General features: G+C 55.0%; 23 protein-coding genes and 2 pseudogenes. 11 read left to right on the forward strand and 14 right to left on the reverse strand.

What is annotated here, in order from left to right; genetic code table 11:
• Positions 1-184: 184 nt before the first annotated feature.
• Positions 185-841, forward strand: a complete 657-nt coding sequence (locus tag ACOXYR_RS24470; RefSeq protein WP_001516695.1) for a quinolone resistance pentapeptide repeat protein QnrS1 — start codon at positions 185-187, stop codon at positions 839-841.
• 318 nt (positions 842-1159) lie between these two features.
• On the opposite strand, the gene ACOXYR_RS24475 is transcribed toward ACOXYR_RS24470, so the two are convergent.
• Positions 1160-1774, reverse strand: a complete 615-nt coding sequence (locus ACOXYR_RS24475; RefSeq protein WP_014839983.1) for a recombinase family protein — start codon at positions 1772-1774, stop codon at positions 1160-1162.
• Positions 1775-1935: 161 nt separating this feature from the next.
• Here ACOXYR_RS24475 and ACOXYR_RS24480 point away from each other — a divergent pair.
• From ACOXYR_RS24480 to ACOXYR_RS24495, 4 genes and pseudogenes are all read left to right on the forward strand, one after another.
• Positions 1936-2118, forward strand: a pseudogene (locus ACOXYR_RS24480) (DUF4158 domain-containing protein); the annotation flags it as partial.
• Positions 2119-2208: 90 nt separating this feature from the next.
• Positions 2209-2799, forward strand: coding sequence for a plasmid pRiA4b ORF-3 family protein (locus ACOXYR_RS24485; protein WP_012477564.1), 591 nt, complete (start codon positions 2209-2211; stop codon positions 2797-2799).
• A gap of 136 nt (positions 2800-2935) precedes the next feature.
• Positions 2936-3508: a recombinase family protein gene (locus ACOXYR_RS24490; RefSeq protein WP_001493762.1), complete on the forward strand. Its 573-nt coding sequence runs from the start codon at positions 2936-2938 to the stop codon at positions 3506-3508.
• 36 nt (positions 3509-3544) lie between these two features.
• Positions 3545-4936, forward strand: coding sequence for an ISKra4-like element ISKpn19 family transposase (locus ACOXYR_RS24495; RefSeq protein ID WP_014839878.1), 1392 nt, complete (start codon positions 3545-3547; stop codon positions 4934-4936).
• 21 nt (positions 4937-4957) lie between these two features.
• Here ACOXYR_RS24495 and catB read toward each other — a convergent pair whose 3' ends face one another.
• From catB to intI1, 8 genes and pseudogenes are all read right to left on the reverse strand, one after another.
• On the reverse strand, positions 4958-5560 hold the full coding sequence (gene catB, locus ACOXYR_RS24500) for a type B chloramphenicol O-acetyltransferase (RefSeq protein WP_421356720.1): 603 nt from the start codon (positions 5558-5560) through the stop codon (positions 4958-4960).
• Between the two features lie 137 nt (positions 5561-5697).
• The gene (locus ACOXYR_RS24505) at positions 5698-6528 is read right to left on the reverse strand and encodes an oxacillin-hydrolyzing class D beta-lactamase OXA-1 (protein ID WP_001334766.1); all 831 of its coding nucleotides are present in this window, start codon (positions 6526-6528) and stop codon (positions 5698-5700) included.
• Between the two features lie 130 nt (positions 6529-6658).
• Positions 6659-7213, reverse strand: coding sequence for a fluoroquinolone-acetylating aminoglycoside 6'-N-acetyltransferase AAC(6')-Ib-cr5 (locus ACOXYR_RS24510; protein ID WP_063840321.1), 555 nt, complete (start codon positions 7211-7213; stop codon positions 6659-6661).
• 143 nt (positions 7214-7356) lie between these two features.
• Positions 7357-8061 (reverse strand): IS6-like element IS26 family transposase, encoded by a 705-nt coding sequence (locus tag ACOXYR_RS24515; protein ID WP_001067855.1) that lies wholly within the window; start codon positions 8059-8061, stop codon positions 7357-7359.
• Positions 8062-8124: 63 nt separating this feature from the next.
• Positions 8125-8454: pseudogene (locus tag ACOXYR_RS24520) on the reverse strand (DUF4158 domain-containing protein); the annotation flags it as partial.
• Positions 8455-8456: 2 nt separating this feature from the next.
• On the reverse strand, positions 8457-9017 hold the full coding sequence (locus ACOXYR_RS24525; RefSeq protein ID WP_000147567.1) for a recombinase family protein: 561 nt from the start codon (positions 9015-9017) through the stop codon (positions 8457-8459).
• A gap of 125 nt (positions 9018-9142) precedes the next feature.
• Positions 9143-9493 (reverse strand): DUF3330 domain-containing protein, encoded by a 351-nt coding sequence (locus ACOXYR_RS24530; RefSeq protein WP_000454193.1) that lies wholly within the window; start codon positions 9491-9493, stop codon positions 9143-9145.
• 202 nt (positions 9494-9695) lie between these two features.
• Positions 9696-10709, reverse strand: coding sequence for a class 1 integron integrase IntI1 (gene intI1 / locus ACOXYR_RS24535; protein WP_000845039.1), 1014 nt, complete (start codon positions 10707-10709; stop codon positions 9696-9698).
• 145 nt (positions 10710-10854) lie between these two features.
• Between intI1 and aadB the strand changes: the two genes are divergently transcribed.
• The 6 genes from aadB to ACOXYR_RS24565 all read left to right on the forward strand — a co-directional run bounded on the left by aadB (position 10855) and on the right by ACOXYR_RS24565 (position 15576).
• Positions 10855-11388 (forward strand): aminoglycoside nucleotidyltransferase ANT(2'')-Ia, encoded by a 534-nt coding sequence (gene aadB / locus ACOXYR_RS24540; RefSeq protein WP_000381802.1) that lies wholly within the window; start codon positions 10855-10857, stop codon positions 11386-11388.
• A gap of 119 nt (positions 11389-11507) precedes the next feature.
• Positions 11508-12728, forward strand: a complete 1221-nt coding sequence (gene ere(A), locus ACOXYR_RS24545; RefSeq protein WP_421356594.1) for an EreA family erythromycin esterase — start codon at positions 11508-11510, stop codon at positions 12726-12728.
• Positions 12729-12812: 84 nt separating this feature from the next.
• Positions 12813-13604, forward strand: coding sequence for an ANT(3'')-Ia family aminoglycoside nucleotidyltransferase AadA1 (gene aadA1 / locus ACOXYR_RS24550; protein WP_001206317.1), 792 nt, complete (start codon positions 12813-12815; stop codon positions 13602-13604).
• Between the two features lie 163 nt (positions 13605-13767).
• Positions 13768-14115 carry a quaternary ammonium compound efflux SMR transporter QacE delta 1 gene (locus ACOXYR_RS24555; RefSeq protein ID WP_000679427.1) on the forward strand — a complete coding sequence of 116 codons (348 nt, stop codon included), beginning with the start codon at positions 13768-13770 and terminating at the stop codon, positions 14113-14115.
• Positions 14109-14948, forward strand: coding sequence for a sulfonamide-resistant dihydropteroate synthase Sul1 (gene sul1, locus ACOXYR_RS24560; RefSeq protein WP_000259031.1), 840 nt, complete (start codon positions 14109-14111; stop codon positions 14946-14948). Before ACOXYR_RS24555 ends, sul1 begins: the two co-directional genes overlap by 7 nt.
• A 127-nt stretch (positions 14949-15075) precedes the next feature.
• Positions 15076-15576, forward strand: a complete 501-nt coding sequence (locus tag ACOXYR_RS24565) for a GNAT family N-acetyltransferase (protein ID WP_000376623.1) — start codon at positions 15076-15078, stop codon at positions 15574-15576.
• Here the strand turns inward: ACOXYR_RS24565 and ACOXYR_RS24570 are convergent.
• From ACOXYR_RS24570 to merD, 5 genes are all read right to left on the reverse strand, one after another.
• Positions 15545-16537: a TniB family NTP-binding protein gene (locus tag ACOXYR_RS24570; protein ID WP_001381192.1), complete on the reverse strand. Its 993-nt coding sequence runs from the start codon at positions 16535-16537 to the stop codon at positions 15545-15547. The genes ACOXYR_RS24565 and ACOXYR_RS24570 overlap by 32 nt on opposite strands.
• A gap of 2 nt (positions 16538-16539) precedes the next feature.
• Complete coding sequence (locus ACOXYR_RS24575) at positions 16540-18219, reverse strand: Mu transposase C-terminal domain-containing protein (protein WP_000179844.1); 1680 nt, start codon at positions 18217-18219, stop codon at positions 16540-16542.
• 74 nt (positions 18220-18293) lie between these two features.
• On the reverse strand, positions 18294-18962 hold the full coding sequence (locus ACOXYR_RS24580; RefSeq protein ID WP_001300294.1) for an EAL domain-containing protein: 669 nt from the start codon (positions 18960-18962) through the stop codon (positions 18294-18296).
• Positions 18963-18997: 35 nt separating this feature from the next.
• The gene (gene merE, locus ACOXYR_RS24585; protein WP_000993386.1) at positions 18998-19234 is read right to left on the reverse strand and encodes a broad-spectrum mercury transporter MerE; all 237 of its coding nucleotides are present in this window, start codon (positions 19232-19234) and stop codon (positions 18998-19000) included.
• Positions 19231-19593, reverse strand: coding sequence for a mercury resistance co-regulator MerD (merD, locus tag ACOXYR_RS24590; RefSeq protein ID WP_001277456.1), 363 nt, complete (start codon positions 19591-19593; stop codon positions 19231-19233). The genes merE and merD overlap by 4 nt, the downstream gene beginning before the upstream one ends.
• Position 19594: the final 1 nt, after the last annotated feature.

Here is a 19594-nt window from a genome sequence, read left to right on the forward strand (position 1 = left end):
GCGAATAACTTTTTTCAACAGGGCCGCGTGCCAATGCAAGAGCGATAGGCGCTCTACGCGCCAATTTGACCACTTAAAACAGGTAAATTGAGGGGTTGTAATGTGTTGATGTAACAGGCTTTTATTTTAATGTCTTGGCATATGTATAATGGTAGTCTAGCCCTCCTTTCAACAAGGAGTACTCATGGAAACCTACAATCATACATATCGGCACCACAACTTTTCACATAAAGACTTAAGTGATCTCACCTTCACCGCTTGCACATTCATTCGCAGCGACTTTCGACGTGCTAACTTGCGTGATACGACATTCGTCAACTGCAAGTTCATTGAACAGGGTGATATCGAAGGCTGCCACTTTGATGTCGCAGATCTTCGTGATGCAAGTTTCCAACAATGCCAACTTGCGATGGCAAACTTCAGTAATGCCAATTGCTACGGTATAGAGTTCCGTGCGTGTGATTTAAAAGGTGCCAACTTTTCCCGAACAAACTTTGCCCATCAAGTGAGTAATCGTATGTACTTTTGCTCAGCATTTATTTCTGGATGTAATCTTTCCTATGCCAATATGGAGAGGGTTTGTTTAGAAAAATGTGAGTTGTTTGAAAATCGCTGGATAGGAACGAACCTAGCGGGTGCATCACTGAAAGAGTCAGACTTAAGTCGAGGTGTTTTTTCCGAAGATGTCTGGGGGCAATTTAGCCTACAGGGTGCCAATTTATGCCACGCCGAACTCGACGGTTTAGATCCCCGCAAAGTCGATACATCAGGTATCAAAATTGCAGCCTGGCAGCAAGAACTGATTCTCGAAGCACTGGGTATTGTTGTTTATCCTGACTAATTGCTTTGATGTGTGATTTTAAACGCTCAAATTTATAAAACGAATAATATTGTCAACCTTGCAATAATAGACATAGGGACAACCATGTATAAATTTTTACCCTCAGGCGTCTTCACAATAGAGCCATATAGCAGTGGGTCACTTAGTGGGCTTAATTTTTCCATTAAAGATAATATTAATATTGCTCAGTATAAAACATCATATGGTAGCCCATCTTGGCAAGTAAACATAAGGCTGCCATTTATAAGGCACTGTTGCAAAAATGTGGAGGTGATAGGGGTACTACGCCGGAACCCCAGATTTTTCCGTCCGTTCAAATTATCCACGGTTGAACAGCTTGATCCCGTCCGCCCGCAGTTGACCAACAGGGGAAATATGCCTGTACAAAGTTTGCCGGGTTATCCCAAGTTCCTGGCATAGCGTACTGACCTTTGTTTCTGATTGTCCCATTGATGCCATTGCCAGTCGCAGTTTGACTGGCGTCATTTTATAAGGTCGGCCGCCGTTCCGCCCACGGGCTCTTGCTGATGCCAGACCTGCAGTCGTTCTTTCAGCAATCAGTTCGCGCTCAAACTCCGCCAGTGCGGCAAAGATACCGAAGACAAGCTTGCCAGCGGCCGTTGTTGTGTCGATAGTCGCCCCGTGACCGGTCAGCACTTTCAGACCGGTCCCCCTCGCGGTCAGGTCGTGCACTGTATTAATGAGATGACGAAGATCACGACCGAGGCGGTCCAGCTTCCATACGACCAGCGTGTCTCCGGGTCGTAGTGCTTTCAGACAGGCTGTAAGTCCAGGACGCTCTTCTCGTTTGCCCGATGCCCGGTCCTCATAAAAATGTGCGGCATCAACACCTGCGGCGATCAGTGCATCACGTTGTAAATCATTCGTCTGCGAACCATCCGCTTTTGACATCCGAATATATCCGATGAACATATTTCCTCTGTCACATATACGTTCGATTATGTGACATTCTGATTTGGGTACCATAATCTGTCAACGGTAGTCACATTACCCGTAATTTAAATTATGACACGTAAAGGTTCTATGTTAATGATAATGTGACAAGCGCGTTTAAATAGGCATAAGGATCAGAGATGCCTACTAAAAATAAGCTCCTCAGTATTCTTTCGGACGCCGAGCAGGAAGCGCTCTATGGTCTACCTGATTTCGATGATGCACAGCGGCTGGAGTTTCTGGCGCTGAATGAATATGAACTGGCGCTGGCCTGCAGTCGCCGGGGGCTTCACGCTCAAATTTATTGCATCATCCAGATCGGAGAGCATGAAAAACCTCGGGGCAGCCATCGAATGATGCCATCTACAGGGGTTAAAATAACCACCATCATTTCATAACAATACCTGCTGACTATGAAGATCTACGTCATCAAAATAGCAGTTCATGGAGTCAGTCCGATGGTCTGGCGTCGGCTGAGAATTGCTGCCGACACGTCACTGGCCGCGCTTCACTTCATTTTCCAGATAGTGCAGGGCTGGGGGGACGACCATCTCCATCAATTTCACATTTATGGCAAAGATTACGGTATCTCCTACGAAGGAGGCATCGGTTTTGTCGATAATCCGTTCCGGGTCGTGATTGATGATTTTGCTTTTGATGCTGGCGATCGCTTTACCTATGAATACAATTTCTTTGAGCACTGGCTTCATGACATTCGTGTTGAGGCCATTTATGAAAACTCTACGCTGAAAGCGCCGTTTTGTATAAGCGGCCATGGTATGCCCGGAGCCACAGCTGCGGATGAGTTCGATAAAACCCTGGCGTTTCTTGAAGCTATCGTTAATGCGGATGATGAAACAACGGTCGGCGAGATCCGCCCTTTTGCTGACGACCTGGATGCTGTCAGGTTCAACCGCCACAAAATCAACCGGCAACTGAGCAGGCTCGACCTTGCATCTCCGGTACTGGAGCCTGAAGTTATCTGGCTGGGCCGTCGTCGCTGACTGATGTCTATAAAGGTATACGTTTTCAGCATGCCTCTCAGATCCCCGAAAAAATGTCTATAAACCTCCCTAAATCAGTGTTTATGGATTATTCTTTAAATCTCTATGATGTTTAAAGACCTTCCGGAGGTTTTGCGTGCAATATGCCTACATCAGGGTAAGCTCGGCCGATCAGAATACGGCCCGTCAGGAAGAGGCATTGTCAAAGGCGGGTTTTCAGCCTGATAAAATTTGTGTTGAGCATGCCAGCGCGAAGGACACAAACCGCCCGGGGTTACAGGAACTCCTGGGGCAATTACGCCCTGGTGATACGCTTCTGGTTCATTCCATCGATCGCCTTTGCCGGAATATGTCGGATATGTGCGCTGTCACCACCCGGCTTCGTGACCAGGGCGTTACCCTTATTTTTCTGAAAGAGCAGCTGACGTTCAGCGCCGGCACAAACAATCCGATGCAGGAACTGCAGCTGCACATGATGTCGGCATTCAGCCAGTTTGAACGAGCCTTACTGAAGGAAAGGCAGGCCGACGGCATCGCCGCGAAAAAAGCACGGGGTGAAAAAACAGGGCGCCCCGGCGCCGATATCAAAAAGATCCAGGAAATTGACGCACTCAGAAGCAGAGGGGTCAGGCTCAGGATCGCCTGCGACCATGCGGGCCTTGGCGTTTCCACATATTATAAGCTTCGTCACCAGATGAACAACCAGTAGCCGGGAGATAGTCATCCACCACAGCAGGAGGCAATGATGCAACTGACGCTCCAGATAGTCATCACCGATGAATCAGGCTCCAGTCGAACGGAGGAACTGATGACAATCCAGAAATCAGGGGAGACCCGGAACGACATCGGATTATCGGTGTCAGAATCCAAGCTGTTGCTGAATACGGTCCAGCAGTCGGTGGTCCAGCTGCAGGCAGACGAATATACTCAACACCATATCCGGTGCCCTCACTGCCTTGCTGCGCGCAGAATCAAAGGCAAACAGAAAATACGGTACCGGACGCTGTTTGGCGTTATTCCGGTATCCGGGCTTCGGGTGTACCGGTGCCGTTGTGAAGAGAGTGATACAAAGACAGTCAGTTTGCTCAGCGACTGGGCCGGCGATTATTCTCACCCGGCACTGAAATATATTGAAACCCGCTGGGCCTCGATGATCTCCTATGAAATGACGACTCGTCTGCTGAAAGATATTCTGCCGGTGGGCCACAGCCTGAATGCCTCAACGGTGAGGAATCATTTATGCCAGGTGGCGCAGCGTCTTGACGCTGAGGCTGAAGCTCATTCAGGTTTTCTTTCCGGCTGCCCCCGCGACTGGGGGAACCTGCCCAGGCCAGGAAAACCGCTTGTGGTGGGTATAGATGGTGGTTATGTTCGCGATCGGGATGACAAAAAGCGTAATTTTGAAATTATTGCCGGGAAGTCTTTTTCCGTTGGTGCGCCTGCTGACACCCGCCGCTTCGGTTTTGTTCAGAAGGATGACTGTCATCCGGAACGCAGGCTCATGACCCACCTTTCAGCGCAGGGAATGCAGGCCAACCAGCAGATATTTTTTCTGTCCGACGGCGCGGATAATCTCAGGGACCTCCAGTTCGGTATGTACCCTGAGTCAACGCATGTGCTGGACTGGTTTCATATCACCATGAGGCTGACGGTGCTCATGCAATATGCCCGGGGACTGCTGGTATCAGATCCAGAGGCGGGGAGTAAAGTTCTGGCACTGCTGGAAAGCATTAAACGATATCTCTGGCATGGCAATGTTGTCGCTGCGCTGGAACATATTGATAATTGCGTTATGTATTGCGATGACCCTGAACTCAGCTATCCTAGCCTGAAATCCCTGCAAAAACATCTGGATGAAATGTATACCTACATCCGGAATAATAAGATGATGATCCCAAACTACGGCGAAATGCGTCGGTACGGAGAGCCGGTATCAACCGCGTTTGTGGAATCCACGATCAATGAAGTGATCGCCAGACGAATGGCCAAAAAGCAGCAGATGCAGTGGAGCAGAAAAGGGGCTCATTATTTGTTACAGACCCGGACCGCCGTTTTGAATAACGAACTGCAGGATAAATTTGTCTGCTGGTATCCGGGTTTTCAAAGTGACGGGAAGGGACCAGCGATGGCAGCATAGCTCACGCTGCCCCAATATTTTTTATGCTCTCCTATTAGACGAGCACAGCATGGGCATTGCCGCTTTGATCTTCTCCAGTGACCAATTCCACCACTCCATCTCCAGAAGCAATGAAATTTCCTCATCGGTGAAGCGTTTCTTAATCTTCTTAGCGGGATTGCCGCCAACGATAGCGTAAGGCTCCACATCTTTTGTCACCAACGAGCGGCTGCCTATCACCGCACCGTGCCCGATCTTGATTCCGGGCATGACCATTGCCTCAGAGCCGATCCAAACGTCATTGCCAATGACAGTATTACCTGCTTTTTGGAAGGCATCGAGTGCGCTTGAGAATGCAGGTTCTTCCTGCATATAAAAGAACGGGAAAGATGATGCCCAGTCGTACCGATGCCCCTGATTGCCAGCCATGATAAAGGAAGCCCCACTCCCGATAGAGCAGAAACTACCGATGATCAACTTATCAACGTCATCACGGTCCGGAAACAGATACCGTGCGCAGTCATCGAATGAGTGCCCATGATAGTAGCCAGAGTAATAGCTGTACCGCCCAACTTTGATATTGGGGTTCTTCACTTGCTCAGAAAGCAGCTTGCCTTTGAAGGGGCTATCAAAGTAGTTGGTCATAAGAGATCCCGCGGTCTGTGACTTTGCCGTCTAACGTTTGAAATAAGGGGCGCCGAGCGCCAGCGAGGGGAGCCAAAAGCTTGCTTTTGGCCGTCCCGACTTGATTGAAGGGTTGGGCGATTTTGCCATTAGATTTTTTATAAATTTAGTGTGTTTAGAATGGTGATCGCATTTTTCTTGGCTTTTATGCTTGATGTTAAATTCGACCCCAAGTTTCCTGTAAGTGCGGACACAAAAACATATTTATGTCCTGATTTGCTTATAATAAACCCTTCAAACCATCCGTTTTGTAAGGTTCTATTTGCTGTGAATCCTGCACCAGTTTTCCCATACAGTTTTGTACTATTATCCAGATCTTGTAGATACATGTTCTCTATGGTGTTTTCTATGGCTGAGTTTTTAACTGGGAGATTGTGATTAATAATTTTACGCAGGAATTGAATTTGTTCTTCTGGTGAAATTTTTAAGCTACTTTCGAGCCATGCTTCTGTTAATCCGTTGTTTCTTTCTTTATCTCCAGAGAAGTCTTGATTTCCATAATCAAAATCTTTGAGATAATTCTTGATTTTATTTAATCCAATTTTTTGGGTTATTTCTTGCGAAACCCAAACAACAGAAAATTGCATCCACGTCTTTGGTGTATGATTGCTGTTCCAGATCTCCATTCCTTTGGGGGTTTTATCCCATTTGAATATGGTTTTCTGATCTATTATTTCCGCATCAAATGCCATAAGTGATAATGCGATCTTGAAAGTTGAATCTGGTGCCATTTGCGTTGCACACTTTGCTTTATTGAATTGAGCAATTTCAGCGTTTGTGGATGCATCGTAAAGTAAAAAACAACCTTCAGTTCCTTCAAATAATGGAGATGCAACAGTAGAGATATCTGTTGATGCACTGGCGCTGCTGTAGATAATATTTGCAATTATTAAAAAAATAGCGAAGTTGATATGTATTGTGTTTTTCATAATAAGTATTGGTTTGGTAAAGGGCTTAATTTTAACGGCTAACAATTAATGAGGCTCCGGGTTCGCCCAACGTTTGACATGAGGGGCGGCCAAGGGCGCCAGCCCTTGGACGTCCCCCTCGATGGAAGGGTTAGGCATCACTGCGTGTTCGCTCGAATGCCTGGCGTGTTTGAACCATGTACACGGCTGGACCATATGGGGTGGTTACGGTACCTTGCCTCTCAAACCCCGCTTTCTCGTAGCATCGGATCGCTCGCAAGTTGCTCGGCGACGGGTCCGTTTGGATCTTGGTGACCTCGGGATCATTGAACAGCAACTCAACCAGAGCTCGAACCAGCTTGGTTCCCAAGCCTTTGCCCAGTTGTGATGCATTCGCCAGTAACTGGTCTATTCCGCGTACTCCTGGATCGGTTTCTTCTTCCCACCGTCCGTCCCCGCTTCCAAGAGCAACGTACGACTGGGCATACCCAATCGGCTCTCCATTCAGCATTGCAATGTATGGAGTGACGGACTCTTGCGCTAAAACGCTTGGCAAGTACTGTTCCTGTACGTCAGCAAGTGTCGGGCGTGCTTCTTCTCCGCCCCACCACTCGACGATATGAGATCGATTTAGCCACTCATAGAGCATCGCAAGGTCATGCTCAGTCATGAGGCGCAGTGTGACGGAATCGTTGCTGTTGGTCACGATGCTGTACTTTGTGATGCCTAACTTTGTTTTTGCGTTGCTCATGATGTCTAACTCCCAATTTGTGTAGGGCTTATTATGCACGCTTAAAGGCACTGTTGCAAAGTTAGCGATGAGGCAGCCTTTTGTCTTATTCAAAGGCCTTACATTTCAAAAACTCTGCTTACCAGGCGCATTTCGCCCAGGGGATCACCATAATAAAATGCTGAGGCCTGGCCTTTGCGTAGTGCACGCATCACCTCAATACCTTTGATGGTGGCGTAAGCCGTCTTCATGGATTTAAATCCCAGCGTGGCGCCGATTATCCGTTTCAGTTTGCCATGATCGCATTCAATCACGTTGTTCCGGTACTTAATCTGTCGGTGTTCAACGTCAGACGGGCACCGGCCTTCGCGTTTGAGCAGAGCAAGCGCGCGACCATAGGCGGGCGCTTTATCCGTGTTGATGAATCGCGGGATCTGCCACTTCTTCACGTTGTTGAGGATTTTACCCAGAAACCGGTATGCAGCTTTGCTGTTACGACGGGAGGAGAGATAAAAATCGACAGTGCGGCCCCGGCTGTCGACGGCCCGGTACAGATACGCCCAGCGGCCATTGACCTTCACGTAGGTTTCATCCATGTGCCACGGGCAAAGATCGGAAGGGTTACGCCAGTACCAGCGCAGCCGTTTTTCCATTTCAGGCGCATAACGCTGAACCCAGCGGTAAATCGTGGAGTGATCGACATTCACTCCGCGTTCAGCCAGCATCTCCTGCAGCTCACGGTAACTGATGCCGTATTTGCAGTACCAGCGTACGGCCCACAGAATGATGTCACGCTGAAAATGCCGGCCTTTGAATGGGTTCATGTGCAGCTCCATCAGCAAAAGGGGATGATAAGTTTATCACCACCGACTATTTGCAACAGTGCCCACGGTTTGCAGCTCGCTCAGGTGCTCGCGCCGGGTCTGCTCCCGCTGGCCGTACTCGTTCCAGCTTTCGACGCCGACCTTGAGCTGGTCGGCGACCAGCTTCAACAAGGGCGGGAACGGTAGTTCATCGACGCCCAGGATGACGCCGGGAAAGCGCAGGTAACAGAGCTGCACCGCGAAGCCCAGCCGATTGGCTGGCCCGCGCCGCTGTCGGATGATCGAGAGGTCGGTATCGTTGAATGTGTAATGTCGGATCAGGTCGTCCTTGGAGTCCGGCAACGCCAGCAGGCTTTCCCGCTCGGCGGCGGACAGGATGGAACGACGTGGCATATTTACTGATCCGTTCTCAAGTATTGATACAGGGTTTCGCGACTGATTCCGAATTCACGAGCAAGCTTGGTCTTTTGCTCGCCAGCCTCGACACGTTGGCGCAGTTCGGCAATACGCTCAGACGACAGGGATTTCTTCCTGCCACGGTAAGCCCCGCGTTGCTTGGCGAGCGCAATACCCTCGCGCTGACGCTCGCGGATCAGGGCGCGCTCGAACTCGGCGAACGCGCCCATCACCGAGAGCATCAGGTTCGCCATCGGAGAGTCTTCGCCAGTAAAACTGAGGTGTTCCTTGACGAATTCGATATGCACGCCGCGTTGTGTCAGCGTTTGCACGATCCGGCGCAAATCATCGAGATTGCGCGCCAGGCGATCCATGCTATGCACCACCACGGTGTCGCCGGTGCGGGCGAAGCTTATCAGCGCTTCCAGTTGCGGACGCTTGACATCCTTGCCGGATGCCTTGTCGCTAAAAGCGCGATCAACCTTGACGCCTTCCAGTTGCCGTTCCGGGTTCTGGTCGAAGGTGCTGACCCTGATATACCCAATGCGCTGTCCAGTCATGGAATTCCCTGCAAAATGTCAGGGAAGACTCTATGACCTTCAACGAGATATGTCAATAAATTCAAAATTCAATCCTATCCTGACGCAATTTACACATGGCATCTGACATCAGGTTAGGGTATGCCTCAACCTGACGGCGGCGAATCACAAGCGTCCGGTTTGACGCTGGTTTCGGTCGCAGTGCTGGCCCGCGCCTGGAAGCGCTGATAGCACTCCAGCCCGCAGAAATGCTCCACGTACTCGGCCCCTTCCGGCGTGAAGGCGGCATCGAGCGGGATTTCCTTGCAGCACACGCAGCAACTGGTGCTCGGTTCATTGGCGTTCATGGTGGTGTTCCTCCATTGGTTGACGAAGCCGACGAAGGCCGCCGCCGGCATCGGCCTGGCGAACAGGAAACCCTGCACCGTGTCGCAACCCGCCTGCCGCAACCACGCAAGGCAGTCGGGTGTTTCCACACCCTCGGCTACCACCTCCATTGTCGTTTTCAGAAGACGGCTGCACTGAACGTCAGAAGCCGACTGCACTATAGCAGCGGAGGGGTTGGATCCATCAGGCAACGACGGGCTGCTGCCGGCCATCAGCGGACGCAGGGAGGACTTTCCGCAACCGGCCGTTCGATGCGGCACCGATGGCCTTCGCGCAGGGGTAGTGAATCCGCCAGGATTGACTTGCGCTGCCCTACCTCTCACTAGTGAGGGGCGGCAGCGCATCAAGCGGTGAGCGCACTCCGGCACCGCCAACTTTCAGCACATGCGTGTAAATCATCGTCGTAGAGACGTCGGAATGGCCGAGCAGATCCTGCACGGTTCGAATGTCGTAACCGCTGCGGAGCAAGGCCGTCGCGAACGAGTGGCGGAGGGTGTGCGGTGTGGCGGGCTTCGTGATGCCTGCTTGTTCTACGGCACGTTTGAAGGCGCGCTGAAAGGTCTGGTCATACATGTGATGGCGACGCACGACACCGCTCCGTGGATCGGTCGAATGCGTGTGCTGCGCAAAAACCCAGAACCACGGCCAGGAATGCCCGGCGCGCGGATACTTCCGCTCAAGGGCGTCGGGAAGCGCAACGCCGCTGCGGCCCTCGGCCTGGTCCTTCAGCCACCATGCCCGTGCACGCGACAGCTGCTCGCGCAGGCTGGGTGCCAAGCTCTCGGGTAACATCAAGGCCCGATCCTTGGAGCCCTTGCCCTCCCGCACGATGATCGTGCCGTGATCGAAATCCAGATCCTTGACCCGCAGTTGCAAACCCTCACTGATCCGCATGCCCGTTCCATACAGAAGCTGGGCGAACAAACGATGCTCGCCTTCCAGAAAACCGAGGATGCGAACCACTTCATCCGGGGTCAGCACCACCGGCAAGCGCCGCGACGGCCGAGGTCTTCCGATCTCCTGAAGCCAGGGCAGATCCGTGCACAGCACCTTGCCGTAGAAGAACAGCAAGGCCGCCAATGCCTGACGATGCGTGGAGACCGAAACCTTGCGCTCGTTCGCCAGCCAGGACAGAAATGCCTCGACTTCGCTGCTGCCCAAGGTTGCCGGGTGACGCACACCGTGGAAACGGATGAAGGCACGAACCCAGTGGACATAAGCCTGTTCGGTTGGTAAGCTGTAATGCAAGTAGCGTATGCGCTCACGCAACTGGTCCAGAACCTTGACCGAACGCAGCGGTGGTAACGGCGCAGTGGCGGTTTTCATGGCTTGTTATGACTGTTTTTTTGTACAGTCTATGCCTCGGGCATCCAAGCAGCAAGCGCGTTACGCCGTGGGTCGATGTTTGATGTTATGGAGCAGCAACGATGTTACGCAGCAGGGCAGTCGCCCTAAAACAAAGTTAGGCCGCATGGACACAACGCAGGTCACATTGATACACAAAATTCTAGCTGCGGCAGATGAGCGAAATCTGCCGCTCTGGATCGGTGGGGGCTGGGCGATCGATGCACGGCTAGGGCGTGTAACACGCAAGCACGATGATATTGATCTGACGTTTCCCGGCGAGAGGCGCGGCGAGCTCGAGGCAATAGTTGAAATGCTCGGCGGGCGCGTCATGGAGGAGTTGGACTATGGATTCTTAGCGGAGATCGGGGATGAGTTACTTGACTGCGAACCTGCTTGGTGGGCAGACGAAGCGTATGAAATCGCGGAGGCTCCGCAGGGCTCGTGCCCAGAGGCGGCTGAGGGCGTCATCGCCGGGCGGCCAGTCCGTTGTAACAGCTGGGAGGCGATCATCTGGGATTACTTTTACTATGCCGATGAAGTACCACCAGTGGACTGGCCTACAAAGCACATAGAGTCCTACAGGCTCGCATGCACCTCACTCGGGGCGGAAAAGGTTGAGGTCTTGCGTGCCGCTTTCAGGTCGCGATATGCGGCCTAACAATTCGTCCAAGCCGACGCCGCTTCGCGGCGCGGCTTAACTCAGGTGTTATGCTGTGAGCCGGGTTATTGGCGAAGCGAACGTATGACGATTACAGCAATAAACGCAAAGGTAAAAAAATGACATGGAGAACGACCAGAACACTTTTACAGCCTCAAAAGCTGGACTTCAATGAGTTTGAGATTCTTACTTCCGTAATTGAGGGCGCCCGAATTGTCGGCATTGGCGAGGGCGCTCATTTTGTCGCGGAGTTTTCACTGGCTAGAGCTAGTCTTATCCGCTATTTGGTCGAAAGGCATGAGTTTAATGCGATTGGTTTGGAATGTGGGGCGATTCAGGCATCCCGGTTATCTGAATGGCTCAACTCAACAGCCGGTGCTCATGAACTTGAGCGATTTTCGGATACCCTGACCTTTTCTGTGTATGGCTCAGTGCTGATCTGGCTGAAATCATATCTCCGCGAATCAGGAAGAAAACTGCAGTTAGTCGGAATCGACTTACCCAACACCCTGAACCCAAGGGACGACCTAGCGCAATTGGCCGAAATTATCCAGCTCATCGATCACCTCATGAAACCGCACGTTGATATGTTGACTCACTTGTTGGCGTCCATTGATGGCCAGTCGGCGGTTATTTCATCGGCAAAATGGGGGGAGCTAGAAACGGCTCGGCAGGAGAAAGCTATCTCAGGGGTAACCAGATTGAAGCTCCGCTTGGCGTCGCTTGCCCCCGTCCTGAAAAAACACGTCAACAGCGATTTGTTCCGAAAAGCCTCTGATCGAATAGAGTCGATAGAGTATACGTTGGAAACCTTGCGTATAATGAAAACTTTCTTCGATGGTACCTCTCTTGAGGGAGATACTTCCGTACGTGACTCGTATATGGCGGGCGTAGTAGATGGAACGGTTCGAGCGAATCCGGATGTGAAGATAATTCTGCTGGCGCACAACAATCATTTACAAAAAACTCCAGTCTCCTTTTCAGGCGAGCTTACGGCTGTTCCCATGGGGCAGCACCTCGCAGAGAGGGTGAATTACCGTGCGATTGCATTCACCCATCTTGGACCCACCGTGCCGGAAATGCATTTCCCATCGCCAAAAAGTCCTCTTGGATTCTCTGTTGTGACCACGCCTGCCGATGCAATCCGTGAGGATAGTATGGAACAGTATGTCATCGACGCCTGTGGTACGGAGAATTCATGTCTGACATTGACAGATGTCCCCATGGAAGCAAAGCGAATGCGGTCTCAAAGCGCCTCTGTAGAAACGAAATTGAGCGAGGCATTTGATGCCATCGTCTGTGTTACAAGCGCCGGCAAGGACAGCCTGGTTGCCCTATAGGAAACCGGAAATGAAAATGAGGGAGCATAACCTGCGAATCCACCGGACGGTTTTCAACCGCCGGTGATCAGCGCGTTAAACATCATGAGGGAAGCGGTGATCGCCGAAGTATCGACTCAACTATCAGAGGTAGTTGGCGTCATCGAGCGCCATCTCGAACCGACGTTGCTGGCCGTACATTTGTACGGCTCCGCAGTGGATGGCGGCCTGAAGCCACACAGTGATATTGATTTGCTGGTTACGGTGACCGTAAGGCTTGATGAAACAACGCGGCGAGCTTTGATCAACGACCTTTTGGAAACGTCGGCTTCCCCTGGAGAGAGCGAGATTCTCCGCGCTGTAGAAGTCACCATTGTTGTGCACGACGACATCATTCCGTGGCGTTATCCAGCTAAGCGCGAACTGCAGTTTGGAGAATGGCAGCGCAATGACATTCTTGCAGGTATCTTCGAGCCAGCCACGATTGACATTGATCTGGCTATCTTGCTGACAAAAGCAAGAGAACATAGCGTTGCCTTGGTAGGTCCAGCGGCGGAGGAACTCTTTGATCCGGTTCCTGAACAGGATCTATTTGAGGCGCTAAATGAAACCTTAACGCTATGGAACTCGCCGCCCGACTGGGCTGGCGATGAGCGAAATGTAGTGCTTACGTTGTCCCGCATTTGGTACAGCGCAGTAACCGGCAGAATCGCGCCGAAGGATGTCGCTGCCGACTGGGCAATGGAGCGCCTGCCGGCCCAGTATCAGCCCGTCATACTTGAAGCTAGACAGGCTTATCTTGGACAAGAAGAAGATCGCTTGGCCTCGCGCGCAGATCAGTTGGAAGAATTTGTTCACTACGTGAAAGGCGAGATCACCAAGGTAGTCGGCAAATAATGTCTAACAATTCGTTCAAGCCGACGCCGCTTCGCGGCGCGGCTTACCTTGGCCGTTAGATGCACTAAGCACATAATTGCTCACAGCCAAACTATCAGGTCAAGTCTGCTTTTATTATTTTTAAGCGTGCATAATAAGCCCTACACAAATTGGGAGATATATCATGAAAGGCTGGCTTTTTCTTGTTATCGCAATAGTTGGCGAAGTAATCGCAACATCCGCATTAAAATCTAGCGAGGGCTTTACTAAGCTTGCCCCTTCCGCCGTTGTCATAATCGGTTATGGCATCGCATTTTATTTTCTTTCTCTGGTTCTGAAATCCATCCCTGTCGGTGTTGCTTATGCAGTCTGGTCGGGACTCGGCGTCGTCATAATTACAGCCATTGCCTGGTTGCTTCATGGGCAAAAGCTTGATGCGTGGGGCTTTGTAGGTATGGGGCTCATAATTGCTGCCTTTTTGCTCGCCCGATCCCCATCGTGGAAGTCGCTGCGGAGGCCGACGCCATGGTGACGGTGTTCGGCATTCTGAATCTCACCGAGGACTCCTTCTTCGATGAGAGCCGGCGGCTAGACCCCGCCGGCGCTGTCACCGCGGCGATCGAAATGCTGCGAGTCGGATCAGACGTCGTGGATGTCGGACCGGCCGCCAGCCATCCGGACGCGAGGCCTGTATCGCCGGCCGATGAGATCAGACGTATTGCGCCGCTCTTAGACGCCCTGTCCGATCAGATGCACCGTGTTTCAATCGACAGCTTCCAACCGGAAACCCAGCGCTATGCGCTCAAGCGCGGCGTGGGCTACCTGAACGATATCCAAGGATTTCCTGACCCTGCGCTCTATCCCGATATTGCTGAGGCGGACTGCAGGCTGGTGGTTATGCACTCAGCGCAGCGGGATGGCATCGCCACCCGCACCGGTCACCTTCGACCCGAAGACGCGCTCGACGAGATTGTGCGGTTCTTCGAGGCGCGGGTTTCCGCCTTGCGACGGAGCGGGGTCGCTGCCGACCGGCTCATCCTCGATCCGGGGATGGGATTTTTCTTGAGCCCCGCACCGGAAACATCGCTGCACGTGCTGTCGAACCTTCAAAAGCTGAAGTCGGCGTTGGGGCTTCCGCTATTGGTCTCGGTGTCGCGGAAATCCTTCTTGGGCGCCACCGTTGGCCTTCCTGTAAAGGATCTGGGTCCAGCGAGCCTTGCGGCGGAACTTCACGCGATCGGCAATGGCGCTGACTACGTCCGCACCCACGCGCCTGGAGATCTGCGAAGCGCAATCACCTTCTCGGAAACCCTCGCGAAATTTCGCAGTCGCGACGCCAGAGACCGAGGGTTAGATCATGCCTAGCATTCACCTTCCGGCCGCCCGCTAGCGGACCCTGGTCAGGTTCCGCGAAGGTGGGCGCAGACATGCTGGGCTCGTCAGGATCAAACTGCACTATGAGGCGGCGGTTCATACCGCGCCAGGGGAGCGAATGGACAGCGAGGAGCCTCCGAACGTTCGGGTCGCCTGCTCGGGTGATATCGACGAGGTTGTGCGGCTGATGCACGACGCTGCGGCGTGGATGTCCGCCAAGGGAACGCCCGCCTGGGACGTCGCGCGGATCGACCGGACATTCGCGGAGACCTTCGTCCTGAGATCCGAGCTCCTAGTCGCGAGTTGCAGCGACGGCATCGTCGGCTGTTGCACCTTGTCGGCCGAGGATCCCGAGTTCTGGCCCGACGCCCTCAAGGGGGAGGCCGCATATCTGCACAAGCTCGCGGTGCGACGGACACATGCGGGCCGGGGTGTCAGCTCCGCGCTGATCGAGGCTTGCCGCCATGCCGCGCGAACGCAGGGGTGCGCCAAGCTGCGGCTCGACTGCCACCCGAACCTGCGTGGCCTATACGAGCGGCTCGGATTCACCCACGTCGACACTTTCAATCCCGGCTGGGATCCAACCTTCATCGCAGAACGCCTAGAACTCGAAATCTAACGTCCGTTCGGGCATCGAGGTCCATGTCGGGGTGGGACGGGCCCGTGGCTTCAAGATCACTTGCAGTCCGACCGCGATGTCTTGGTTGCGCGAGAGGTTGTCGACAGGCCATGCTGAGTGTGCGATGGTTGATCGCTTCCTCGCCGCTCTCCACGGCGACGATGGCCGCCGCCATCAGCAAGTGCGCCAGTTCCCCTATGGTGCCCTCGCTGCGTGTGAGCAGGTAGCGAGCCATGTCCAGCGTGGCAATTGGGGAAGGCCGGCGCAGCGGGAGCGAAGCGGCGAAGCTGGCCAGCAGTGAGCAGCAATCGTCGTTGGCCTCCCATACCGGCAGCATCATCGGCTCGAAGCGATTTTCCAACTGGTCATCGGAGCGGATGGCTAGGTAGGCGTCGCGCGTGCCTACCCCAACCAACGGGATGCGCAGTTCGTTGCCGAGGAAGCGCAGCAGGTTGAGGAATTCCCGGCGGTTGACGCTGTTGCCGGCCAGCACGTTGTGCAGCTCGTCGATCACCAGCATGCGCACGCCGACCTTGCGCAGCAGTGCCAGAGCCAGTTGCTCCATTTCCGGCAACCGTGGGCGTGGGCGCAGCGGCGCGCCCATCGCGGCGAGCAGCGCGACGTAGAAGCGGATCACGGACGGCTCGGACGGCATCTGCACGACCAACACCGGGATGTGCTCCTGGTCGGCGTCGGAGCTGGCCGGGTGGGTGCGGCGGAACTTCTCGACGATCATCGACTTGCCATTGTTGGTCGGGCCAACCAGCAGCAGGTTGGGCATGCGTTGCTTGTTTGGCCACGCATAAAGGGCTTCCAGCCGGTTCAGCGCCTCGACTGCGCGCGGATAGCCGATCCAGCGGTCGGCGCGAAGGCGCTGGATGCGCTCGTCCGCCGGAAGACGGGCCAAGCCCTGGGCCGCCGGCAGCAGGTGGGACAGGTCGATGATGGGATATTCGTCCACGGCTACCACTCCTCAATCTGGTCGAACGGTTTGGCGGGTGGCAAGTTGTCTGCCTGCGGGTCGGCAATATCCGTATCCGGCGGAACGGGCTTGTCCGGCCGAGCTGATGTCTTGAGGTGCTGGCGGCGATCCGCGTCACGCCGCGCCTTGCGTGTGGCCTTCTGCGCGCTGGTCACAATCTCACGCATCTGGCCGATCATGCGGAACAGCGCCGACTCATCCACCTGTTCGCGCCCTTGCTGCCGCAGTTTCGCCAGCGCCTGCCGTTGTTCCCAGAGGGTGACAGCCGGATGCGACAAGGTACGGTAGGGAATTTCCAGGTAATGCTGTCCCTCCGGTTCCAGGACCCAGATACGGCTGATGTCGCGCGGATCGCGCCGGATCAGAAAGGACGGCCAGCGTTCACGCCGCGCAATCCACGGCTTGAGCGCATCGGCGTAGTAGTGGATGTGGTCGATGACAAAGCCGGTGCGGGTCAGCGTGCGCCGGAGGATCGGCAGAAAATCGACCAGGAACGAAGTAGCGCGTGTGACGACGGCCGGTACGCCGACACGCGCCACGGCCTCGGCCCAGCGCGCGGCCGGCGGTTGGAGCAGGCCGTTGTGCACCGAACCGTGGTAGGTGCCGACCGCCAATGTGAGCCAGCGCTCTAGCTCGCGCAGCGTCAGGGCGGCCTTGTTTTCGGAATCGTAGTCGCCGCGCTGGTCAGGGTTGGAGAAGGTCGTTCCCGGCAGTTCGTCGTGAATCATCTGCATCGCCGTGCCGATGATCCGTTCCACGATGCCGCCATAGTGCGGCTGTCCCAGCGGGCGATAGTCCAGCCGGATGCCATGCTGCTCGCAACCCCGGCGCAGGGCCTCGCTCTTGAACTCGGCCGCGTTGTCTAGGTAGAGCAGCAAGGGCTTGCCGCTCATCTGCCAATCCATTTCCACGTTCAGTCCTTCCAGCCAAGGGCGCTTGTCGCAGGCGACATGCACGAGGCACAGGCCAACCGAAACGGCAGACGGCGCTTCCAGCGTGACGACCATGCCGAGCACGCAGCGGGTGAACACGTCGATGGCGAGGGTCAGGTACGGGCGGCCAATAGGTTGCCGGTCGCGGTCATCGACCACGATCAGGTCGATGACCGTATGGTCTATCTGCACCTGCTCCAGCGGCGCGGTCACGGCAGGAGGCTCGCCGCCCACACCTTGTAGGTCACGAGCGGCATCCTGGCCTTCCCGCCGGCGGATGACCTTGCGCGGGTCAAGGCTAGCGATCCGTAAGGCCACGGTATTGCGCGCCGGCACTCGCAGTTTTTGAGCCTTGCACACCTGAGTGACTTCGCGGTGAAAGGCCGCTAGGCTGCGCTTCTGCTTGGTCAGGAACCGCTTTTGCAGTAGCTCGTGGATGACGCGCTCGACCGGTTCCGGCAAGCGCCCCTTACCTTTACCTCCACCGGACTGGCCGGGCACCAGATCCGTCACGAGGCCGCTGCCTTGCCGGGCACGCCGGATCAGAACGTATACCTGGCGCCGAGACAAGCCCAGCGCCTGAGCCGCCATATCGGCCGCTTCGTGCCCGACCGTCTCCGACTGCGCCAACGGACTGATGATCTCCGCACGACGGCGCGCACGCTCCCAAGCCTCATCAGGCAGAGTGGCCACGCCTTGTTCTGGAATCCGTGGGGTGTCCGTCGCCATGCTCACCTCGCTTTGGTGCACACGAGTATTGAGCATAGTCGAGATTGGTGCAGATCACTTCTGATATTGAACTGTCAGGAGCTGGCTGCACAACAGCCATTACGCCCAATCAACTGGTGCAGTCGTCTTCTGAAAATGACATCCATGCCCAGCCCGTGCGCGAGCTGGATCACCGCCCGCACGATAGTTTGGTCACGGGCATCATCCGGGAGCCTGGCGACAAAGGATTGGTCGATTTTCAATGTGGTGATGGGGCAGCATTTCAGATGTTGCAGGCAGGAATAGCCGGTGCCGAAGTCGTCGGCGGCGAAGCGCACGCCGATGGCGCGCAAGGCGTCGAAACTGGCGAACAGGGCTGGATTGCCGAATGCGACCGATTCGGTCAGTTCGATCTCCAGAAGCTCGGCGGGCAGGGCCATATCGGCCAGCACCCGCTTTACCTCGTCGTCGAACGTTGGCCCAACCTGGCTGGCGGACACATTGATGGCAAGACGGAACGGTTGCCATGCCGGTCCTTGCCACTTGTGCATCTGGCGACAGGCCTCGCCCAGCACCCACGCGCCTATTTCCGGCATCAGGCCGAACGACTCGGCCAGCGGCAGGAACTGGCCGGGCGGCAACAGGCCAAGCCTCGGATGCCGCCAGCGCATCAACGCTTCCGCGCCAGCGATCCGGTGATCGCGCAGATCGACCAGCGGCTGGTAATGCAGGTCAAGCTGTCCGCGCGCCGCCGCCTGCGCCAACTCGGCCGCCGTCCATCCGGCGGGCTGCGAACTCGTCATGATCCGCCCCGGAAGGCGCGCAGCAGCCGCGTTACGGCCAGAACGAACAAGCCGGTCAGCGCGAGCGCGGCAACACCCCAATGCTCGCCAAGGAAGGCACCGGCGGTCGTCCCGGCCAGCACGGCGGCGAGAATCGGCAGATGGCAGGGGCAGGTCAACACGGCCAGCGCACCCCACAGGTAGCCGGAAACGGGTTGGCGCGTCTCGGGCGGCAGTTTGTCAGGGGCGTTCACGGCAATGCCTCCTCGTGCGCCCGCTCGGCTGGCATGGAGGCCAGTTGCGCGTCCAGATGGGCCAACGCCGCGCGCCGCCGCTCGACCAACTGGCGCAGCACGGCAAGCTGCGCTGCGGCTTGTGCGCCGTCCGCTGCGTCGAGCGCACGGCACAGCCGCGCCAGGGCATCCAGGCCGATACCCGCCTCGAAGGCCGCGCGCACGAAGCACAGCCGTTGCAAGGCCGCATCGTCGAACACGCCGTAGCCGCCCGTGGTGCAGGCCACCGGCCGTAACAAGCCGCGCACCAGGTAGTCGCGCACGATATGTACGCTCACCCCAGCGTTATGGGCCAGTTGCGATACCGTGTAGGCGCTCATC

The organism is Pseudocitrobacter faecalis, assembly GCF_965231525.1.
Lineage (GTDB): Bacteria > Pseudomonadota > Gammaproteobacteria > Enterobacterales > Enterobacteriaceae > Pseudocitrobacter > Pseudocitrobacter faecalis.